Genomic DNA, 21,133 nt, shown 5'->3' on the forward strand with positions numbered 1-21,133 from the left:
TTGGGTATGCTTTTATGGACTTAAACAAGTTTATGACCACATACCAAGAAGAACTCACAGATCGAATAGAACTTGAAAAAGCAGAGCAATAAAGACAATATAACCGATTGTTTGTAATCAATTTCAGCAATCATATTTGTACCATGTAATTGCAATTCTCTGTAAATCAGTATGGATTTGTTTTGAAGAAGTGAAGTAAGACAATGTTATATATAGAAATATGGCTTACAAACTAAAACCTGGTCCAAAGCCAATAGCAAAGTCTACTGGTGAAGTTGATAAAAGAAGAAGAGACAACAAGGATACTCCAAGGAATAATCCTGCATTGAAACCTTCAAAGTCTTCTTCTAATAAGTAAATTAAGATGATGTAATAACCACACCCCACAATAAGTCCTGACACCTATTGTGGGGTATTTTATTATCTGATGACATCTTCAAAAAAGCCTACTTTATCTGAGCTACAACGTCTTAACACCACTCCAAAAAGTCTTACCAGAAAGTCGAAAAAATAAGACAAAACAGATAAAAACATATCCCCTTCTACTTTTCCCTATGGCTTCGGTCAAGATAAAGAAATTATTTTGTAGGCTAAAAATATCCTCAAAATAAAAATTATAAAAAAAATGCAGTTCAGTCATGAATGAAAACATTTTTAACTACTTAGTCGAATACGCAAATACTCCAAACCCTCGATATGCAATTTTCCTGAATGGAGAATGGGGAGTAGGAAAAACTTACTTTATAAAGCAATGGATTGAAACATCTTATTCAAGACATAGATCAGAAGATGAAAATACAATAAATTTGTGTCCAATTTATATATCACTTTACGGGCTAAGCAAAATTGATGAGATAGGAAAAGCTATCGATAGAGAGCTAAATCCATTCCTCTACTCTAAGGCAGCAAAACTACTAAAAGGGGGAGCCAAGATCTTGGGAAAACTCATCTTAAAAACGGACATAGACCTTAACTCAGATGGTAATAATGATGCTACTCTGACGGCCTCTCTTGACTCTCTATCGATATTCAAGAGCGAGAATGATGAGGTAATTAAGGGTGTTCGTTTGATTGTATTTGACGACATTGAGAGATGCCAAATCTCTATGGAAGAAACACTTGGCTTTGTAAACTATTTCGTTGAACACTACAGATGTCATGTCATAATTCTTGGAGATTACAATCAGCTTAAAAAGAAAGCACAATCTACATTTGATGATTTTAAAGAAAAGACTATCGGTAGAGAGTTTAAGCTTGAACCAAATATAGATGGAGCATTAGACTTTTTCTTAGAAGAAGTTCCTAAATGTGATTATTTAATTAAGAAAAGAGAGCAGATTAGAGCTTGCTTTAAATCTACAGGTAGTAAGAATCTAAGGATCCTCCGCCGGTGTTTAAATGACTTTAAAAGACAGATTTCAAGTATTAAAGTAGAAGTTACAAATCCCTACTTGGAGAATTTCCTATTTACCTATATTGCTGTTTGCATTGATCTCAATAACAAGAAATATCGTAACATTCTTATGGATTGGGAACGAGCAATGAGTGAAGCTCTGCCACGAAGGATCAGGGATAAAAATGATGAGATGTTATCTATCATCAATGAAATTGAAGGTAAGTATAAGGAAATAGACAAAGGGTGCATATACTCTACATTCTACCCTGAATTTGTTTCAAATATTACTGAAAGTCTGCTTACAGGAAAAAGCATCCAGGAATATATCAAGAACATATTGCAAGGTAAGAAAGAAGAAAAACAAAGGAGCTGGCAAGAGATATTAAATTTTCGAGAGTTATCTAATGAAGACTTTAACAACGTCTATGAAGAACTAACTAAAGATCTATTAAGCAACCAAATCTTCACTCCTTACGAGATTGGACGAACAATTGGGTATATAAGTTTCTTTCATCTCAAACAAATCAAGGAAATAACTAAAGAGAAAATAATCGAAATTAAAAAGTTTATCAATGAATATGTCTCGAAACAAGTCAATTTAGATACACTTTATAAAATAAGAACAAACTTTTTTCAAGGATACAGATATATTTTAGCCTATGAAGAAGAAGAATTGAATATGAGTTTGTTAAAAACTTTCAATGAAGCTTTTGAGAAGAAGATAAACAGTCTACCAGACTTAGCGCAGTCTATCTTACGAAGCTTGTCAGACAAAAACATTGATGAACTCCTATCAATTGATGGGAAAGTTTATCCAGACCATAGTTCAACATATCAACTAAAGCCAATATTTGAAAAGGAAGATGCAGAGCAAATCTTTATATCCCTTAAAAGAATGAGTAATCAAGGTCGAAATAAGTTCACTGGCTTTTTAAACAGACACTATGACTTTACAGGAACTATGCCCTATTACAGCAAGGATGAAGCGACACTATCTGCATTAAAGGCAAGGATAGATGATGAAATAAAATTAACCCAAAGCATAGAAAGATACTCATTCCAAGAATTATCAAAAACTTTGCATAAGGTTATAAATAGGTGTAAACAATCTTCTAATTGAGCCTTTTCATCCTCAAAAGGAAAGGATACAATATTTTATATTTCAAGATAGAATATATCTCTAAAAAAGAATTAATACTTATCAAAATAGCAACTAACTGAATAAAAGTCCTGTAACAAAGACTACATAGATCGCCAGTCGGTTCGATTTCTGTCTGTTTTTATGATTATTCCATTTCGTATCTTTGTACAATCAAATACAAGGCAGAACACGTACTATAACAATCTGATAACAAGAAGATAAACGAATCAAAAAGATGATAGAGTTACAAACAAAACGTCTGATTTTGAGGCCGTGGCAGGAAAGCGATGCCGAAGCACTTTACAAGTATGCACAAAATCCTAATATTGGACCAATAGCTGGTTGGCCACCGCATGCGAGTTTAGAGAACAGTCGTGAAATAATAAAGACTGTTCTTTCGGCTTCTGAAAGAGTTATGCTGTTGTATTAAAAGAGACCGGTGAAGCTGTAGGCAGTATTGGAATAATGAATGCAAGAAGCGAAATTCACAGTGCAAAGATGTCAGATGGTGAGTGTGAAATAGGCTTCTGGATTGGCGAGCCTTTTTGGGGTCAGGGCTTGATCCCTGAAGCTATAAATGAAGTACTTCGGTATGCTTTTGAAAATTTGGGGAGGACTACAGTTTGGTGCGGATATTTTGACGGTAATGAAAAGTCTAAGAAAGTGCAAGAAAAATGCGGATTCATGTACAGCCATACAGAGCATGATAAACCGATTCCACTGATGAACGAATTTCGGACAGAGCACTTTACCAAACTCACATCAGATGATTGGAAAAAGGTTAAAGACAGATAAGCAAGTTTGGCTATACCTTTGTAGACTTGTTAAACAAGTTTATGGGGACATACCATAAAGATCCATGGGTATACATAGGACTAAAAGGATAAGCTGAGAAAAATATTTCATCATTTTTAAATATAGTCTCACTTTTTCATACCTTTGCGAATCTAACGAAAGATAAATCTACGGCTTAAGATTCACAATCTCATAATAGGTATTGAAAATAAGATAGTCGTTGAACCGATCTGTAAAACAAAGTAACTACCTAAGTATATACTTAAATATCACACAATGGGCAAAACAGTAACAACATATTTGGTTGATGGAGATCCTAAAGGAACTCAATATGCATTTATCAGCAATAAAATCTGTCAAATGTATGTCATACCACGATTTGATATTAAATACTTAGACAAACAAGATAAATTACGTAAACCGGCATTCTATATACTCATTGGTGAGAATGAAGAAACCAAACCACAGGCCTACATAGGAGAGACAGAAAACTTTCGAGAAAGGGTAAAGGATCACGAAGACAGAAAAACATTTTGGCAAAAGGCCTTGATATTTGTGTCGAAAGACGCAGATATGACGAAAGCCGATGTCCAGTATTTGGAACATAAAGCAATCGCAGAAGCACGTCTATCAAATACTTTTATCCTAAATGAAAATAAACAAATTCCGAAAGCTCCAAACCTTCCCGAATACCAGAGGGACGCCATGGACGAGTTTTTCGATGATGTCAAATTTCTTGCCTCTTTTATAGGATGTAACATATTTGAAACGATCAAACCAAAGGAAGAGCATATTTTCTACACAAAAGGAAAAGACTGCGACGCTAAGGGCTTTTACAACTCATCCGGATTTGTGGTGCTAAAAGGCAGTCAAATTACAGCCCATACGACTAAATCCTTTTCTTGGTCAGAAAAGAGAGCACGAACTATAAATAAGTTCTGCTCCTGCATTAATGAAAAAGTCATTGTCCACACGGACATCACATTCACAAGCCCAAGTACAGCAGCTGCTTTCTGTCTCGGGAGAAGTTCAAATGGTTGGACAGAATGGAAGGATGAAAACTATCAAACTTTAGATACCATATATCGCAAGCAATTGGAGTAGCTTTTATAAAACGGGACACTTACCACATTGATAGTAAGTGTACTCTATTCTTTAGAAGCGTATCATCAAGATTAAAAATCACTTTTATCGGCTCTGATTTTGAGCAATAAAAATTCATAATGAGCACGGAGCGTTGTGTCTCTCTCATCCTCGAGAAGCTCTTCCAATGCTTGATAAAAATGCCCGAGTGCTCTCCGCAGATAAGGACTCTTATCGCTCTCGGATATCCATGTGGTGACGAATAGTAGTTGGAGATTCATCTGATATGGAGTCAGTGATAGTCCTGAGGCAAAGTCCTTGAAAAGGGAGCTGGACACTCGCTGTAAAGGGATGGAAGCGGAGTATTGATTGTGCCACTTTTCAAAAAGATGTCGAAAAACACCCTTAAGGCTTTCTTCCTGAATCAGCCACAATCCCGAGCCGGAACGCGCACGTAGATAGGGGGAATCCAAAACAACCTCTCCGGATAGAAGATATTTGTCGAGGATATGAAATGCCTCCTCTTGTTCGTGCGGAGTGTATGCATCTACGTTGTCAACCAACTCTTTCAGACAGCCGGTGTATAACCTACAGGCTCTGGGATAAAGATCGGAGGCCTTACGGGTGATATCTCTATCTCTTTTCTCTCCGGTGATTGTCTCTATCTCAGCCACCACGACAGATAGGTTCCTCAATCTTTCGGCATATACTTGCACCGAAAGGGGAGTAATTTTCCCATTTTGCTTACCGTATTTTGTCAATCCCCTCTCTCTATCTTGATAGCAATCCTTCGCTCTGGAATGAGGGCGATATGCCCACGCCAAATCTTCCGGAGAATAGACGCCAAGGATCGTTCCGACTTTCTGCTTTAGTTCTTCTTCGAGCAGTGCGACAGCATGCCGACGACTGTCATTGTCCTTGACAATATCTTTATCCACAAGGGCATGGGTGAGGAGATAGTCTGCGAGCTTGTCACGCATGAAACCGTGACCTATATTGAGACGGCAGGAAAGGATCTCTCCGGTACGAGGATGCCATGTAAGAGTCTCCTCTATACCCGGACGAACGAGGTCATATGCCACAACAGCTCGTTGAGACGCAAGAGATGTATTCTTGTCGGCTCTGCGAATACGAAGAGGGCTTGCAAGTCCGGCTTGACGAAACTTATCGTTCCAAAACTCAATACTCCTGCGTACAGCAGGAACATAATATTCGGGGAAAAGACTGTCGATGTAGAATGTAATCGGCATCTTGGATCGGGATGATAAGTCCCAACGCACAAGTATGGAGTCCTTGACAGCGGTATAATCGTCTTGGGTGTAGTCCGTAAAATGGATGACATGTGGAACTTTTCGGTAAGTTGCAAGACGGATGGGCATATCTCGCTCGGGTAATAATCTAAAGATGCACTCTACCTCCAATGGCATTGTACCCTTGGGCAAGACCATGATATAACTGATCTGTTTGTCTTTATCTATGGCGTATTCGTGTTGTCGTCTTACCTTAAAACTTACACCATCAGGGAGAGAAGCTGTTCCTATAAGTCGAGATCCTTTGGGATCCATCTGTCGGATATTGGCGTATTTGTACGAAAACCATTCGTCCCCAGTCATGATGTCCGTTGTTACGTCTATGAGATATCCATGTTCGGGAGAATAGGCCTCTATATTATAGCATTTATGGGGGGACTGAATATTGGACAGCGAAAAGGCATTGATCAACTTTGGATTTTTATTGCTCAAAACCCGTTCACTATATATCTCCTTCAAAAAACAGATAGAGGTATCATCCTTTTTGACAAGTCTCACTACTCCAAGACCACCCGCAGGGCGTGCAATCATATCAAAACCACTATTGATCTGTGCCCGGATCTCGACTTCTCGCCCTATCATTCGGTCAGGAATGGAGAGATAGATCGACTGACCTTTCTGAAAGACCGAGAAAATCCCCTTGCTGACCAACTCGAAGTCGTCGTCAGGAGGCAATAGGCCATCTCCTCGGTCTGAGGCTACGGCTATAGGGCTACACCAAAATTGCACTAATATGATACAAAGCAAAAGTCTATATCTCATCCTCATCTGCATTTTTATCTGATCTCTATTTCGATGTTACTTATTATTTCGTCAATATGTTTTTGCTCATCGGCAGTGGCTGTAAGCCGATCTTTCCTACCCTTGTCACAGATACGATTCAACTCTTTCCAGACTTCGACCCTGACAATCGCATTTTTAGTCTTGTCCAAAATGTCGATAAGAGAAGAAACATAACTGAGTTGCATGATACCTTTGATCCGGTTATGGAGTCCTTGATCGGATCGGGAACCCCATTCGGAGAAAAGTTCGGTATGAAGGAAGGTTAAGTATTCCGCAACGGTATAGGAAAACTCATATCCCGAATATTGCAGGCTTCCTATATCTTCAACCCGATGTGTAATATGTGGTATAATCTTGTCGTACAGTAGCTCAGCTTCTTTGACAACATCCAAGTCAAGTTTGTCAAAACGAGTTTGATCGAAAAGCCACATTGGAGGCTGGAGGATATACCGGGTGAGGAACGTTGTGGCCTCTCTCATCTTTTCGAATGAAATAGGAGCAAGCTCCAAAGTCTCCCCATAAATATCTGTACGCTCGCATCCGCCGACATACTTGACCACATGCTCGCCCCACTGATTCAAGGATTGGATCATGGCTCTGATACGGCGTTGCATGACTCTGAGAGAGTAGAGATCATAGGGCTGCCAAAGCTCGGGGATTGAGGAGAGATATTTCAGATTTTCAATACCCTGTCTATTGGTCTCAATGATATCTTTGCCGAGATCCTCCGACTGAGAGCGACAGTCTTTTCCTGCCATGAAAACACGGTCAGGGGTATTTTTCTGATTAGCCAACCATTCTTGACGTGCCAATGCTCGATCAGAAGCATTTTTCCCCGAAAATATCCTATACCCGTACTCTATAATATGACGGTCATACTCACCGATACGACTTATCCTATTCTTGAGAGATACACTGTCGCCCGGTCTGAGAGCATAATTGCACCTGACATAATCCATCACAGAAGATGTGATGCCATGCTCGGTGAGGTAATTGTTATCCCTCAACTGATCGACAGAAGCCATATTGCTACCGAAGAAGTTGTGTTCCAGCCCGAGGGTATGCCCTATCTCGTGCGTGACAACCATCTTGATCATTTCTCCCATGATACTGTCGGGTAACACTATAGATCTCGCCTGTGGGTCACTCGCACCACACTGAACAAAGTACCAATCTCTCAGCATATCCAACACACTGCTGAATATACCGACATGACTTCCCATGATCTCACCGGCCCTCGGCTCATTGGGATGTGGGCCATAAGCATTTTTCTGAGGAGAGACTTTCCACGATATATAAGGATGCCTGCTATCTGCTATATCAAAAAGGGTATCACTCGTGATGGGACGAGCATGGATAGCCTCTTTGAAACCGGCACGCTCGAAAGCCGATCGCCATGCCTCTACTGCCTCAACTACATAAGGCAGCCACTTTGATGGCAGATTGCTGTCGATATGAAAAACAATGGGAGAAGAAGGTACGATGAGCTCTCCACGATCGTAGCGACTACGATCCTTTTCTGCCGGTTGGAGTCTCCAACGTTTGATAAAATAACTCTTGGTAGATATATATGGGTCTGCCTCAAAATCTTCCTTAGATATATAAAAGTAAGAAGGGGTTGACTGTTTGATCACATCCAGGGACTCCTCAGGTAAAACAGTAATACAAGTACCTACAGTCCAAGTTTTAATATAAGGAAGCTCTTCCTTCTCTTGCTTAAACATGGAGGAGGACATATAACTCTGTCTGCTCGTGATGATGAGAGATCCCTCATCCCCTTTTATGTCTTCGATCTTGATGTTCTGAAGGGCACCCAATCCTAACTCCAAAGAGAGGGATTTGAGGTTAAGGTAAGGGGTCTTTCGGAAAAGTACTGTAACCTCTATCAGTGTTTTTCCCTCTTCTCTTGCAACAATATCCTGTGTCAAGAGCAATGCTTCATTCCCCCTCTGTGCAGCAATACGATTCAGGTCTGACGACTTGTCGGACACTATCCTATCGTACAGAGGAGCATACACGCAGATTTGATCTCCTACCCTCTTCAATCTGATGACAATAGGTCCGAAAAAGTCTCCGGAATAGCCTGTTTTTTTGTCTACACTCCTATACCTTACAGCAGAAGCTCGAAGAAGGGTATGTGTTATCATCAGATCTTTTCCCAAAAGACCATCGGGGATTTCACAGTATATCCTCTCACCGACCCGGTGTGCAGTGAGGAGGCCCTGAGTGGTCAAGACCTTACCTTCCTTATTCAGATATTCTGTCACACTCGGCTGTGCGAAGAGGGATATCGTATTCCCGAAGTACAGGCAGAAAACAACTATGATGAAAGATAGTCCGCCCCTATTCAGGAACTTTATACTTTCAAAAATCTTTGAAAACATCAAAAACATGAACTACATACTTGAGATAAAACAAGATAAGAGCATAATCTCTCTTGCTGTCTCAAAAGTCTATATTGATTGAGAATAGATTGTAAATGCTTCACAAAGACACCAACAGAAAATAACTCCTATCCCTCGGGGATCTTGATGTCTGTGCCCTCTCTGCAAAATTAGTGAACCTGCATAATAAAGTTCCTTACCTTGACTTATCGATATGCCTACCTTGTCAAGTCAAGGTAGTGAACTTTTTGACCTTATACATAGCCTCAGGACTTTGCAGAAAATAAGTAGGATGTATGTCGGCCAATATACTGCCGACATACACTCTATGATTTGTTGTTTGTTTACGAGATGTGATTCCTTATCACTCTTAAATCAGGAATCAAAGGCGGAACGAATAGACGAAGTCCTTGACATTCTTCAAGCCGGAATACTTGTAGATGATCTTTTCCTTCGTTTCTTTATTCGTTGCGACATCACCGGCTCTGTTCAGTTTCACCTCAACGACCGTACTGTTGCCCTCGCTGTCAGTAACGACACCACCCAACCACGATGGATATTCGTAGAGGATAAGGTCATCATCGTCTGACATATCTTCGGTGGCATAGCCAACGTCCAAACGATCCGAGCGGAACTTAAGGTGGGTAAACTCAACGTTCTTGTCACCGGGATGCTCGTATATCACAAACTCTGTGGGTTCACTACGGTTCAGGTCTACTCGATAGATTTTGTTGCCCGATGCATAAAAGAACATACGATCGTAAGAAGCCGATGTCGCCACAGGGACATCTTTATCTGCGATACTACTTTCCGGAGCAAACTCCCAGTAGCCGGAGCAATAGGCCTTTCGACGTGCAGCTCCCATTATGGCCTTGGGGCAGATCTCGTAGACATAGAATCTGTTTGACTTTGCTTCTGTACGAGCAATGGACAATATCTCCGGATAGTCTTTATCGGATATCGGTCCCATGTAGATCATCTTTTTGTCCGAACCTATATTGTCGGGATTGAAAAGATTATCAGCTGATGAAGACTCACCGACATTCTGGAGCTTAGGCCCGTTTGCGATATTATGGTAAGGATTGTAGAGAACATAGTTTTGGTCATAGGCAATCCTCTTGTGGGTATTCCACATCAAAGGCATATTGTCGTTGACGTAGGTCAAGAATCGCTTGTTGAGGTCATCAAAAACGATCTTAACCCCTCTATAATATGAGAGTGTTGCCATAGATGCAGAGTATGCATCTCCCGTCTCCGTTTGTACCGGATAGAAAATTGAACATCCATCATCAAAGGCAAACCAAAACATGCCATTGTCGATAATACACTCCCCATATCGCTCTCCGGCAGCAAACTGAGGATTGAAATTCATATCACCCTTGATCTTTTTGTCAAGGAGCATACGATCATATGTGTACAACTGACGACCAAGATTGCCCCCATCAAGGATGAGGATATCTCTCTCCGTGAATAGTTGCAACATAGGGATCTTAGGAGCATTTTGATCTCTTGCATCTCCGGTAGAGTGCTGGATATTTACAGCCATAAATCGAGGTTTACCGCTGATCTTGCCATATCGTCCATAGACATCCGGAGTGACGACCGCAACGCCCTCTCTCCCATCAACAGCACCCAAGACTGTATTGTCTCCTACTTCCTGCATCACAAACCAACAAGGATCAAATGCATGCTGGAGTATTATGCTGATCTCTCCATAAGAAACAATATCAAGGTTTGTATCTGTTACTTCGACTCGCAAGTGGAATTTGTGAGGATCATCGGGGTAGACTGCGATGGTGACGGTAGAGTCATTGCCGCATGGAATCCACTTTCTCGGATCTTTCTTCTGTATATACCACTGATAGCGGAGATTGTCTTTCCCCTTCGTGAGGAGTTGAGTGTAAGATACCGGAATCGTGACAAGAGTCGAGTCTGCAAGAGGGATCTTGACATGCATACGCTTATCCATCTTGATGATGACATCATTGATCTCCTCGTATTCATAATTTCCCAAATCATCGTAGCAGGACATGAGTCCTAAGATAATGGTTAAGAGAGAAATAAATATCTTTTTCATGTCTTACAGTTTATTAGTGAGTTGGGAAATATATCTCAGAAGCATCCTTTTCGTCATCCAAAAGAGGAGGATTATTCTTACGATACTCCTGATAGAGTTTACCTACTTTAATGACCTCTTCCGTCGTCTGAGGTATCTGATCATAGGTCTTTCCGAGATTGTCCATCATGAAGATATACTTATTGGTGCTGTATAGTCCCCATAAGTCTTGGTTCCATGACCAACGAATACCGTGCTGATTGATATTGGTACGCACTTCGATGTCCGGAGTGGTATGCTCTTTGCGTCCTGCCTCAAACTCATGCTGTGCATTCTCCATATCAAACGCCAAACGACCGACATGCGAAGCTCGGACATTCTTTGGTCGTTTCACTTTGAAAGCTGCCTTGATAACACTTTTCTCCACGGGAAATGTGTATGGATTTGAGAACGTTATCTCCGGCACAATGCCCTCTCCGTAAAGTGGATGTGCCACACAGAGCATCGCATATGTTTTCGTATCAGAAAGAGGCAACCCGATGAGACGGATTTCTGCCTCAAAATCTTTCTCTGCCACCTTATTTACATAGTCTGTATCATCAAAGATGCAGGAGATATTTGAAGTAAACTCCAAGCGTGGCGCTCCATTGTACAACGCAATATCATTTTGCTTACAAGATACCACCGCAAGGCACACTGTCAGTACAAGTAATAATTTTCGTATCATAGTGATTGTTTATTTACCAAATGTAATTTCATCGCCAGGTAGCGGAAGTTGGTATTTCGCTCTGACATCGATAGCAGAAGGAAGACCAAAAAATGCTCCATAGTTTTGTCTCTTGTAGAAATAAAAGAGTTGTCCTTCTCCATAAAACTCTTTCTGATACTCTTTCATCAACTCATTGACAAGAATAGTTTTGGTATTGTCATATCCTGCACGAGTATCAAGGTTATGAAAATCTGAGTTTCCTTCGATAGCATCCGAAAGAGCAATACCTCTGGCAAAGCGGACAGTATTTATGTACTCCGCAGCCAGTTTGGGATTGGTCTCGCACTCAGCTTTGATGTAATACATCTCGGGAAGGCGGATCAATGGAATTGCTCCTCTTCCGGCATAGTCATCACGATAACCACTTTGGTCATACTTCTGGAGTACCATCTTGTCGACAGAGTCGAACTTCACAGATCTGAATGCATAAGTACCACAACGGAAATCGCTGACACCGGCTCCTTTCTTTTCAAACAATTGCTCATGCTTGGCACCCGATAGAGCCAATACCGAAGAAGGCGAGATATTAGTGAAGTCAGGATCGATGACCTTGTTCAGTTCATAGACATAGAGACCAAAGATGATTTCGTCGAATAGTATTCTATTCTCATTATTGTTCTCATAAAGGAGGAACTGGGAGCTCTCGATGACCTCATCCGCATACTTCAGAGCCTTGGCTTTACTCTCGGGATCACCCTTATACAGATACACCCTGGCAAGAGTTGCCTTGACAGCCCATTTGTTCATACGGTACTGTCTCATGATGGTGAACTGATCGGACTTGGGATCGTTCTTGAACAGATTGCTATCATGATCTTCCAACAACGCCTCAGCTTCGTGAAGATCTTTCAAACATAGTTCGACTACCTCAGAAGCGGGAAGTACGGGCGTAGCAATATTGTCAAGCTGCGTTCTGTACGGAATTGCCTTGGCCTGAGGATCAACAGCATAGACCGGACCGAACATCCTCAACAAATCAAAATGTAGGAACGCACGAAGTCCCAATGCTTCACCCTTCATCGTCTCATAATAGTGAGGCGTAACGATAGCTGATCGGTTAGTTTCCATGAACTTCAACATATTGTTGAGGTTCGCGATGATGTTGTACGTATCTAAGAAAAACGTATTCTTCGTGGACTTAAAAGTCCCTTCATAGTTGTATAAGTGCTCCAGATTGGGGACATTAGGGATGAGGTCATATCGCCCTGCAAGCATATCCATGTAGTGATAAGTCAACTCTCGGCCATACAACTCCTGTGCTCCCATCTTGATATAAAGTCCTGTGAGGGCATCCTTGAAGCCAAACTCATTTTTGTATAATTCGTCTTCCGGAATAGAAGTCTTAGGCATTACATCAAGCCACTTTGAACATGAAGATGCACTCAAGCAGAAGACTGATAGTAGGAATATATATATATGTTTCATTGTTCAGTCCTTTATTTTAGAATACAAGATTGAGAGAAAGCGAGAACTGACGAGCAAAAGGATAAGCCAATCCTCTTTCTCTCTTTACCGTAGACAGATAGAAGAGATCTTCTACCGCAGCACCCCACTTCATAGACTTAACGAAAGACTTCTTCAAGAAAGGTGTATTCTTACTGTCCATTCGATAAGAAAGAGAAAGAGTACTCATACGGAAGATGTTGTCATCCATAATGAAGCGAGATGTAGCCTTGGTATCAGCACCTCCGATGGAGTTTGTCAAGCGTTTGTATCTCGCAAGGTCTCCCGGCTTTTGCCATCGGTCAGTCAAGACTCTCTTGTCTACGTTGTATCTCAAGTCTGCATTCTCCACTTTATCAACAAGAGTCTGGTTATATACTTGCCCGCCAAACTGATAGTTGAATGACAAGTTCACTCCAAATCCCTTGTAGTTGAAAGATGTGTTGATATTACCTTGCCATAGGGGTTCGGTGCTTCCGATGGGCACAAGTTCAGCAGGATCATACTCACTTGTGAGAGTACCATCTCTCCTGACCAATATCTCATCCCCGGTTGCAGGATCGATACCATAAGATTTCATCACCCATATACGAGTCAGAGACTCTCCCTCTTGGTACTGAGGAAGTGGGGCATTTGTCTTGAGCGAATTTGCAGCGTTGTTCTCGTTCATCTTACGGAGAGCTTCAGAGACTTTCACGAGTTTGTCTCTATTGTGAGCTCCGTTTAGAGTAAAGATCAGATAAGCATCTCTACTGACATCCTTATAAGGGATGAATGAGAGATTGAGCTCTACCCCTTGGTTCTGCACAGATCCGATATTCTCAGGATATGAGCCGAATCCGATAGATGGTGCAAGGGTAAGTTGAGCCAAAGAGTTTTTCGTAAACTTACGGTAGTACTCTGCTCTTGCTGTAAGCCTACCATCCAATAGAGAAGTCTCCAAACGGTAGTTCCATGTCTCTGCCTGTTGCCACTTTAGATTTTTGTTCCCCAAAGCAACAAGTTCGGTACCTGTCGCATCGGATGAGATGTATGGTCTCATGAGATTGCCATAAGTATACAGGTATCGGGATTGATATGGAGAAAATCCTTGTGTACCGGTGACACCATATGAGACACTAAATACAAGGTCATTGAGCCAGCTGACGTCCTTGAGGAAGTTTTCTTTGTTGAGGTTCCACTTTGCACCGGCAGACCAGAACGGAGCGAAACGATTATCACTACCAAACTGTGACGACCCATCGACTCTCAAGTTGAAGTCCAACGAGTACTTATACTTGTACGAATACCCCATCGTGAGGACTCCACCAACGAGTCTGGATGTACCCTCACTACCACGTAAGTTGTCGTTATAGCGCTTTCCGAAGAGGATATTGTCCATGGCATCATTGGGAAATCCGGTTGCCGTAGCCCCATAGACTTCTCTCGAATTTTCCTGGATAGAGTAGCGAACATTACCTGTCACATAGTGAGTATCAAAAAACGAATTATCGTAGCTTGCAGTCAAGTCAAGAGAGTAGCCAAACTCCTCTGATTGATCACGCTTGAACGACCCTTTGAGTGTCGGATCTATGACTCTTGTGAAATCTGTGTGTTGAGCAGGTCTGAATATCTCGCCTTTACCAACCCCCTTGCGTACAGAAATATCTGCACTCAAGCGGAGCTCATCTATCGGTTTGTACTCGAGCTTGAAGAGATTTCGGATCTGGAAGGTAGAGTTTCGGTCGAGAGAGTGGAATGTCGTATTGTACAAAGGATTGGATACTTCATAGGGGATATTGCTGTTGTTATAAAGCATGTTCCAAGCCTGCATCACTTTGTTGATCTCACCATCCTTACCATAAGGTCGGAGATAAGGGTTGAGGAGAGCATACTGAGAGAAGTTTCCGTAAGGACTGTTGTTGCTTTCCGAATTATCGACAGTCACACTGTTTTTCATCAATAATTTGCTGAAGCGATACGACAAATCAAGAGCCATGGTCTGAGTCTTTCTTTCCGATCCCTTCATGACACCCGGCGTGAGGTTGGTGCCGGCATATAGCTTGTATCGAAGAGCCTGAGACCCCCCCTCAAGAGTAAGAGCATGGCGTTGTTGCCAAGCTGTCCTCAATGGTTGAGACAACCAATATGTATTAACCCCTCTTTTGACTTCTCTAAGACGGCTTTGGTAGTCCCTGAGGGCATCCAAGTCTTGCGGAGCATATAACCCTGCAAGGTGTTCTGTGTGCAACTTCTCAGAAGCATCCATCAAGTTGTAGGCTGAGAGGTCAGGAGTCTCCATACGCACATTGCCATTGTATGATACATTGAGCGTCCCTTCTTTGGGAGCATATGTCTCGATAACAATGACCCCATTGGAAGCCCTTGATCCGTAGATGGCAGTTGCAGAAGCATCTTTGAGGATAGTGATCGAGGACACTCGGTCAGGATCGAGGTCCATAAGCGTCTGTATGCTGATCTCAAATCCATCCAACAAGAGAAGAGGCTGGTTGGGGAATGTATTGTATTCTCCTTTGAGAGAAATGGCGTCAGAACTGGTAGCCCCCCCGGGAAGGGTGGTCTGACCTCTCATGCGCATATCCGGGAGCTTATTGGGGTCCGAACCGAGGTTGATGTTGTCCATGATCCTAAGACCCGGCTCGATGATAGACAAAGCTTTCGAGATATTTGTTGTACTGAGATTCTTCAACTCTTCGCCCTTCACAGTGACAATAGAACCGGTGAAACCCTCTTTCTTTCGGGTAAACATACCTGTCACAACGACCTCGCCAAGGGCTTGGGTATCCTCTTTCAACGTGATTTTGACAGGAGCCACTCGTCCTTTCTTTATTGGGACAGGGACCTCCTGTGTTTTGAATCCGATAAATGACACAACAAGCACCACCTTATCGGGCGCAGTGTCCATGTTTATCGTAAATTCTCCATCGATATTTGTTCTGCCACCGGCACGTGGATTGCTGTTTTTAACCACGATGTTGACTCCGGGGATCGTCTCACCCTTGGAATCCACAACTGTACCGGTAATAACAAGTTTGGGAGCCTGCTGAGCTACTGTGACAACAGGACTTGGGGCTGTGTTGTCAGCATATAAGTCCACGAATGTCGTGCCCGAGAGAACTGCAGCAATGACAGAAACACAGAGAGTGTGCCCCCATGCGGGTCTCACTCGTGTAAGGTTTTGTTCATAACTGGGCTTTGAAAATATTCCCATAATACACAATTATTTTTTGATCGCGAGATATATACTATAAAATGAATGCTCAAGAAGAATGAAGAAGTCATCAATAAATTTATCGTTTTGACACCTCAATGGTAGTTTCCAAAAGAACCGGAGGGATACATCACACCAATCTTTAATATGGAGCTTGCCTACCTTGACAAATTAACGTGGATAACTTGATGAAGCAAGATGGATAACTTGATAAATCGATGTGGATTCATATTGTATCTCTCCTTTTGATTTGATGTTTTAAAGGGTTTATACCGTCATGCGGAAATAAGTCAGAGCAACAAAAAGCTGATGTCAGAACATGTATACTCCAAAACTCAGTAAATAACAACTCCACCCAAAAGGATATAGACCAAACAAGACAGACACCGCCTTGCAAACCTGATGACACTCTTCTCGTCAACCAACAACTCGAGCCCTACCCCGCCAAAAATAATGGCAGTGGTAGAGCCCAAGGTTGATATTTTACTTCTTCGTATTAGGTTTATCTACCTCCAAAAACCACTCTCTAAGTGGTCTGGGGCGGAATGCATCGGGTAGATAGCTCCTGATATTATCTATGTTTTCATATATGTTATAGAGCCTTTCAAAAATCAAATAACGAGAGTATGCATTGAACTTACTTTCTATACGATTGTCCTTCATCAAGCTCGTGCGACTCGATCTCCAGACTCCGGAGGCAAAGGTGTGACCACCCTCAAAATGATCTACCTCCTCATAGCCCGGTAAACCATACATCCAAGCCCAAGGAGCCTTATTCTTGTCAGACTCTAAAGTGACATTCATGTAGTGTCGCTCAGAAGTACGGACACCCTCAACCCAAGTCTCTTCCTGGTACCATCTCAAGGATTTCTTATCCCCCTCTGTAGGACCACCACCGGTAGAGTATTCGTCAGCAAGCTTCCCGAAACCATGTCCTCCGGCCTCATGTGAAACTATGCGGGGAAACACACCGGGCTCGCTTTCTGAAGTAGAACAGATAGCTATAGCTTTGCCGGAAGTCTTGCTCAACATACATGTACCACCGTACACCGGTGTATTTGCAACCATAACAACCACACCGGTCTCAACATGATATTCACCTCCGGCCTTCTCGATAGACTTCTTACATCTGTCAATGACTCCATCAAAGTCTGTCAGAGTCATACCTCTCGAGCGATCTTCGAAATAGACACCATAGTGTGTATCCCGATGCTTACCGGCTTCGTGCTCTTCAATTGTGGTGATGCCTTTCTCTCTTGATTCGGCGTATAGGATCCATGCACTAAATCTATCCTTGAGTGCCTTAAATGGTTCGGTGTTGAATATTGCATTGTAAGCTTCCATCATGAATTTCTGGTAAGTACCATTCTCAATATCCTCCTTGGTAAAACCATCGCCGGTAAAAATAAACGTCGGTCTCTTCACAACCTTTCCAAGTTGTGTCCAATCAAAAGAGGGAGCATATGTGGCTTTATGGAGTAACACTGCCTGGCCGGAGTCGGCTCTATATGCCTGAGTCAACTTTATGATATAGTTTTTGTCACAGTCGGTATTTTTAAGGATAAGACGAGCAAACCTCATCTTGTCTTTGTCATTAACCTTCAAGTCAAAAACAATCTTGAACTTTTTGTCTGCAAAAGCAGAAGATTTCACCGAAATCCAATCTCCCTCTACACCCTCTAACTCGTGATTGAAAGGGATATTGGAGTCAAATTCCATGACAAACTCAGACTGATTGTAGTGGAGATAGTAGTCTTCCTTTTGAAGATCGACCTTAGGATCAGGGTACTGCTTGATGAGAACAGTCTCCGAGATGTTGCTTGCTTTATCGACAATCTTGACCTCAGCTTGTCTTGGGACATCTTGGTTTTCAGACATATCCAAGATGACTCGGCTATCTTTCTTTACGTCATTTGAGACAAACTTCAACCAGCTTTTGGCCTCTTGTGGGATGATAACCTCAGGATTGACATTACCCTCACAGTTGATAATGATTTTTTTAGCCTGAGCAAAGAAGAAAAATTCCTTATCTTTCACAGTCAAAAAGGTTTTGACTGTCTGCTTTACACTCAGGAAGACAACATTTTCTGCTGCTTTTAAGGAAAGTCGAGCCTGTCTTTCGGCATTATCCGGATTTTCCTTGGCAGTAAATTTCACTTGGAGTTCGCCGGCTTCTCCGGAACCCGGCTCCACTATCAACCACTGTGGGATATCGGTTATCTGCCAATTTCTGTTGGTCTCGAACTTAATAGTTTTACTTTCAGTGCCGGCACCAAATGTAACAGATGTCACCGGGACTTTGAGAAAAGCGGGCTCTTCCTTCCGGTCGGGTTTACAAGACCATACCCCCAAGATCAAAATTAACGTAAGAAATGATAGTAAATGTTTTTTCATAAACATTTGATTTATCAGGCCCTCCCAATGCTTGAACATTGGGAGAGCCCATAATTAGTATGTAAAAAATCAATTAAAATCTCAATATTGGTCGGATAGAGCAACGTATAGGAAGCTCAATATCATGCTCTTCTCTTTCAGTGACTGCAGAAGCATGTTGGTACTGATCCCACCATGGATAAACAGTCTTGAGGAGATAGACTCCTACTGATCCTAGTCCACTTTCTTGCGCACCGGCCTCAGTAGAAGAAATCATACGTGTAACCGCAGTGATCGTAGCACCGTCTATTCCGATATCACGGTAGAATATATTACCGCCATGTGATCGAATAATTTCATTGAGTTTTTCGATTGCCTGATTCCTCTTCTTTGCATTTTCAGGATCTTCCGAATCACGATCTTGAGGCAATACGATATCGGAACCTTCATGAATACCATTTACATACAATACAAGCGTTTTGAGCTCATTCTTTGCAGGTATATACCATCCTTGGTTGCCTTTCTCTTGATCAAATTTTTCGACCCAACCCAAAGCCGGATAACGCTGCTGCCAAGTCTTACCTCTCAAGTCTTCAGCCGAACGTTTCTTAACAGCCTCAAGATTATTGCGTCCGTCATTAGGATCAAGACAGCATGGTTTCATTTTCTTCATTGCATCATCAGCATCTTGATCTCTAGGGCCGGCATACATACCCACGCTCCAACATGGCATCTTAGTAGGATCATAACCTTGATCGAGGAGTTTGTTGTCCTCAAATGAGAAGACATAGCCATTAGAGCCATTGTTGTAAACATGGTAAACAATACCTACAGCTTTTCCATCAATGTAGTAAACATCTCCAAGTTTATACTGCTTAGCTTGTTTTACAGTAAGAGCAGCTTCAACCTTTTCATTTCCGATAATTGCAACGACTTTCAATGCTGCAGTCCTTGTAGCTTCGGCCTTTGATGCCTTGAGTGACAATGTACCCTTTGCGGTATCCTCTTTGACAGTCAACCAATCAGGAGTTCCTTCAACAAACCAATCCTTAGCATCGGTCAAAACCTTGATAATCTGCTCATTGCCCTCTGCATCGAGATAAACTTGCTCTGAAGAAAGAGTGATTTTTGTATTCCGGCCTGCGATGGTCACTTTGATTTCGTCGGTCGCAGTATTACCCGGGATACCGCAAGACAGCTTGATTGTAGCAGTCTTATTTTCACCTTGAGTATTTGGCTTCGCCTTGACGATCAATTCGTCTTTTTCAGTCTTCTCTAAGGTGATCCAAGAAGCTTCACAAGTAGCTTCCCAATTGAAAATAGTAGGCTTTACAGCGACGGTTTCTTCTCCTCCTTGCTTTCCAAACAACAGACTCTTCTCTGAAATATTGAATGCTGCTTCGGGAGTCGCCACTTGTATCACTCTAAACTTTTGGAAGATACTTATCTCATTAGGTTTACCTTGATCCATTTTCGCATAGAGCAAAACTTCTTGAGTTCTTTCCTTGGTTTGAGGATTGATATCCGCAGAAATCTTGAAAGATCTCTTCTTAGTCTTGAGAAGTTCGGATCTTAGGGATGATGGTTGTTCGGTTATCTCCTCAATGTTATACATTCGATAACCCCATGCTCCGTTGAGGAGTTCATCCGGATCAAAATATTCAGTATTCCAATAGACATCTATTTTAACCGGAGTTCCCCTATAGTCAAGTTCTATTTCGTTAGAAGGAAGTATCTTAATATAGGGAGCATTAGGAGATTGTTCGATCTCCAACTTTTCCGTTGCTTGATTTCCCTCTTTTCCGACAGTCACCATGAGAGTCGCAGTACGTTTTTCCTTCGTAGGATTGTCTTGAGCTGTAAGGGTCATGATACTTCCTTCGATGACAGGCTCATTCATCCATTCGGGCTTACCACCTTCCCAAGAGAATGACACATGACCTACGGTGGAGATCAATTCAACCGTAGTAGGCACCAGACCTTCACACTCAAGGATAGCTTTTCCGGGATTGAGTATAAGCGATACGGGCTCCTGCTTTGCCTGAGATATGTCGACAGTAATAGTCTTGATTTCCTTACCGTTACTACTCTTGATAGTTACGGTTGCGTATCTGTCCTCCTCTGTATTGGAGTATTCATCTACGCTGACAGTCAAGGCCTTCTTCTCAACCTTTACTTTACACCAATCAGCATCAGATTTTGCCTCCCATTCATAGTTCGAGGAGACTTCGATTGTTTGTTCTGTGTCATCTGATTTGAACTCAAGGCTTTGTTTTGCCACTCTGAGTTCAACCGGCAATACAACGTCTTCTTCCTTCTTACAAGAGAAGAGAAGTATACTCAGCAGGGTTGCGACAATCGTTAATTGCGCGATAAATTGTTTTCTCAT

General features: G+C 42.0%; 12 protein-coding genes and 1 pseudogene. 5 read left to right on the forward strand and 8 right to left on the reverse strand.

Translation table 11 applies throughout. The features are described from left to right. Positions 1-220: 220 nt before the first annotated feature. The 4 genes and pseudogenes from Q4A14_RS03215 (at position 221) to Q4A14_RS03230 (ending at position 4,436) form a co-directional block, all read left to right on the forward strand. Positions 221-358: a hypothetical protein gene (locus tag Q4A14_RS03215; protein WP_303169896.1), complete on the forward strand. Its 138-nt coding sequence runs from the start codon at positions 221-223 to the stop codon at positions 356-358. Between the two features lie 280 nt (positions 359-638). After that, a complete protein-coding gene (locus Q4A14_RS03220; protein ID WP_303169898.1) occupies positions 639-2,516 on the forward strand; it encodes a P-loop NTPase fold protein in 1,878 nt (625 codons plus the stop codon). Positions 2,517-2,775: 259 nt separating this feature from the next. Continuing rightward, positions 2,776-3,332: pseudogene (locus Q4A14_RS03225) on the forward strand (GNAT family N-acetyltransferase). A gap of 276 nt (positions 3,333-3,608) precedes the next feature. After that, entirely contained in the window at positions 3,609-4,436 is an 828-nt protein-coding gene (locus Q4A14_RS03230; RefSeq protein WP_303169900.1) for a GIY-YIG nuclease family protein, read from the forward strand. A 71-nt stretch (positions 4,437-4,507) separates the two neighbouring features. Here Q4A14_RS03230 and Q4A14_RS03235 read toward each other — a convergent pair whose 3' ends face one another. Together Q4A14_RS03235 and Q4A14_RS03240 are read right to left on the reverse strand one after the other, a co-directional pair. Further along, positions 4,508-6,487 carry a DUF5117 domain-containing protein gene (locus tag Q4A14_RS03235; RefSeq protein ID WP_303169902.1) on the reverse strand — a complete coding sequence of 660 codons (1,980 nt, stop codon included), beginning with the start codon at positions 6,485-6,487 and terminating at the stop codon, positions 4,508-4,510. Between the two features lie 14 nt (positions 6,488-6,501). Beyond that, positions 6,502-8,775: a zinc-dependent metalloprotease gene (locus Q4A14_RS03240; protein WP_303169903.1), complete on the reverse strand. Its 2,274-nt coding sequence runs from the start codon at positions 8,773-8,775 to the stop codon at positions 6,502-6,504. Positions 8,776-8,830: 55 nt separating this feature from the next. Here Q4A14_RS03240 and Q4A14_RS03245 point away from each other — a divergent pair, with 55 nt between their 5' ends. Further along, a complete protein-coding gene (locus tag Q4A14_RS03245; RefSeq protein WP_303169904.1) occupies positions 8,831-8,974 on the forward strand; it encodes a hypothetical protein in 144 nt (47 codons plus the stop codon). 300 nt (positions 8,975-9,274) lie between these two features. On the opposite strand, the gene Q4A14_RS03250 is transcribed toward Q4A14_RS03245, so the two are convergent. From Q4A14_RS03250 to Q4A14_RS03275, 6 genes are all read right to left on the reverse strand, one after another. Next, positions 9,275-10,969 (reverse strand): PKD-like family lipoprotein, encoded by a 1,695-nt coding sequence (locus Q4A14_RS03250; RefSeq protein ID WP_303169905.1) that lies wholly within the window; start codon positions 10,967-10,969, stop codon positions 9,275-9,277. A gap of 13 nt (positions 10,970-10,982) precedes the next feature. Then, on the reverse strand, positions 10,983-11,675 hold the full coding sequence (locus tag Q4A14_RS03255; RefSeq protein WP_303169906.1) for a hypothetical protein: 693 nt from the start codon (positions 11,673-11,675) through the stop codon (positions 10,983-10,985). Positions 11,676-11,684: 9 nt separating this feature from the next. Further along, the gene (locus Q4A14_RS03260) at positions 11,685-13,142 is read right to left on the reverse strand and encodes a RagB/SusD family nutrient uptake outer membrane protein (RefSeq protein ID WP_303169907.1); all 1,458 of its coding nucleotides are present in this window, start codon (positions 13,140-13,142) and stop codon (positions 11,685-11,687) included. A gap of 16 nt (positions 13,143-13,158) precedes the next feature. Continuing rightward, a complete protein-coding gene (locus Q4A14_RS03265) occupies positions 13,159-16,371 on the reverse strand; it encodes a SusC/RagA family TonB-linked outer membrane protein (RefSeq protein WP_303169909.1) in 3,213 nt (1,070 codons plus the stop codon). A gap of 483 nt (positions 16,372-16,854) precedes the next feature. Further along, positions 16,855-18,765, reverse strand: coding sequence for a M64 family metallopeptidase (locus Q4A14_RS03270; protein ID WP_303169910.1), 1,911 nt, complete (start codon positions 18,763-18,765; stop codon positions 16,855-16,857). A 73-nt stretch (positions 18,766-18,838) separates the two neighbouring features. Continuing rightward, positions 18,839-21,133: a BACON domain-containing protein gene (locus Q4A14_RS03275; RefSeq protein WP_303169912.1), complete on the reverse strand. Its 2,295-nt coding sequence runs from the start codon at positions 21,131-21,133 to the stop codon at positions 18,839-18,841.

Origin of the sequence: Porphyromonas sp. (assembly GCF_030529325.1) — a bacterium.
Taxonomy (GTDB): domain Bacteria; phylum Bacteroidota; class Bacteroidia; order Bacteroidales; family Porphyromonadaceae; genus Porphyromonas_A.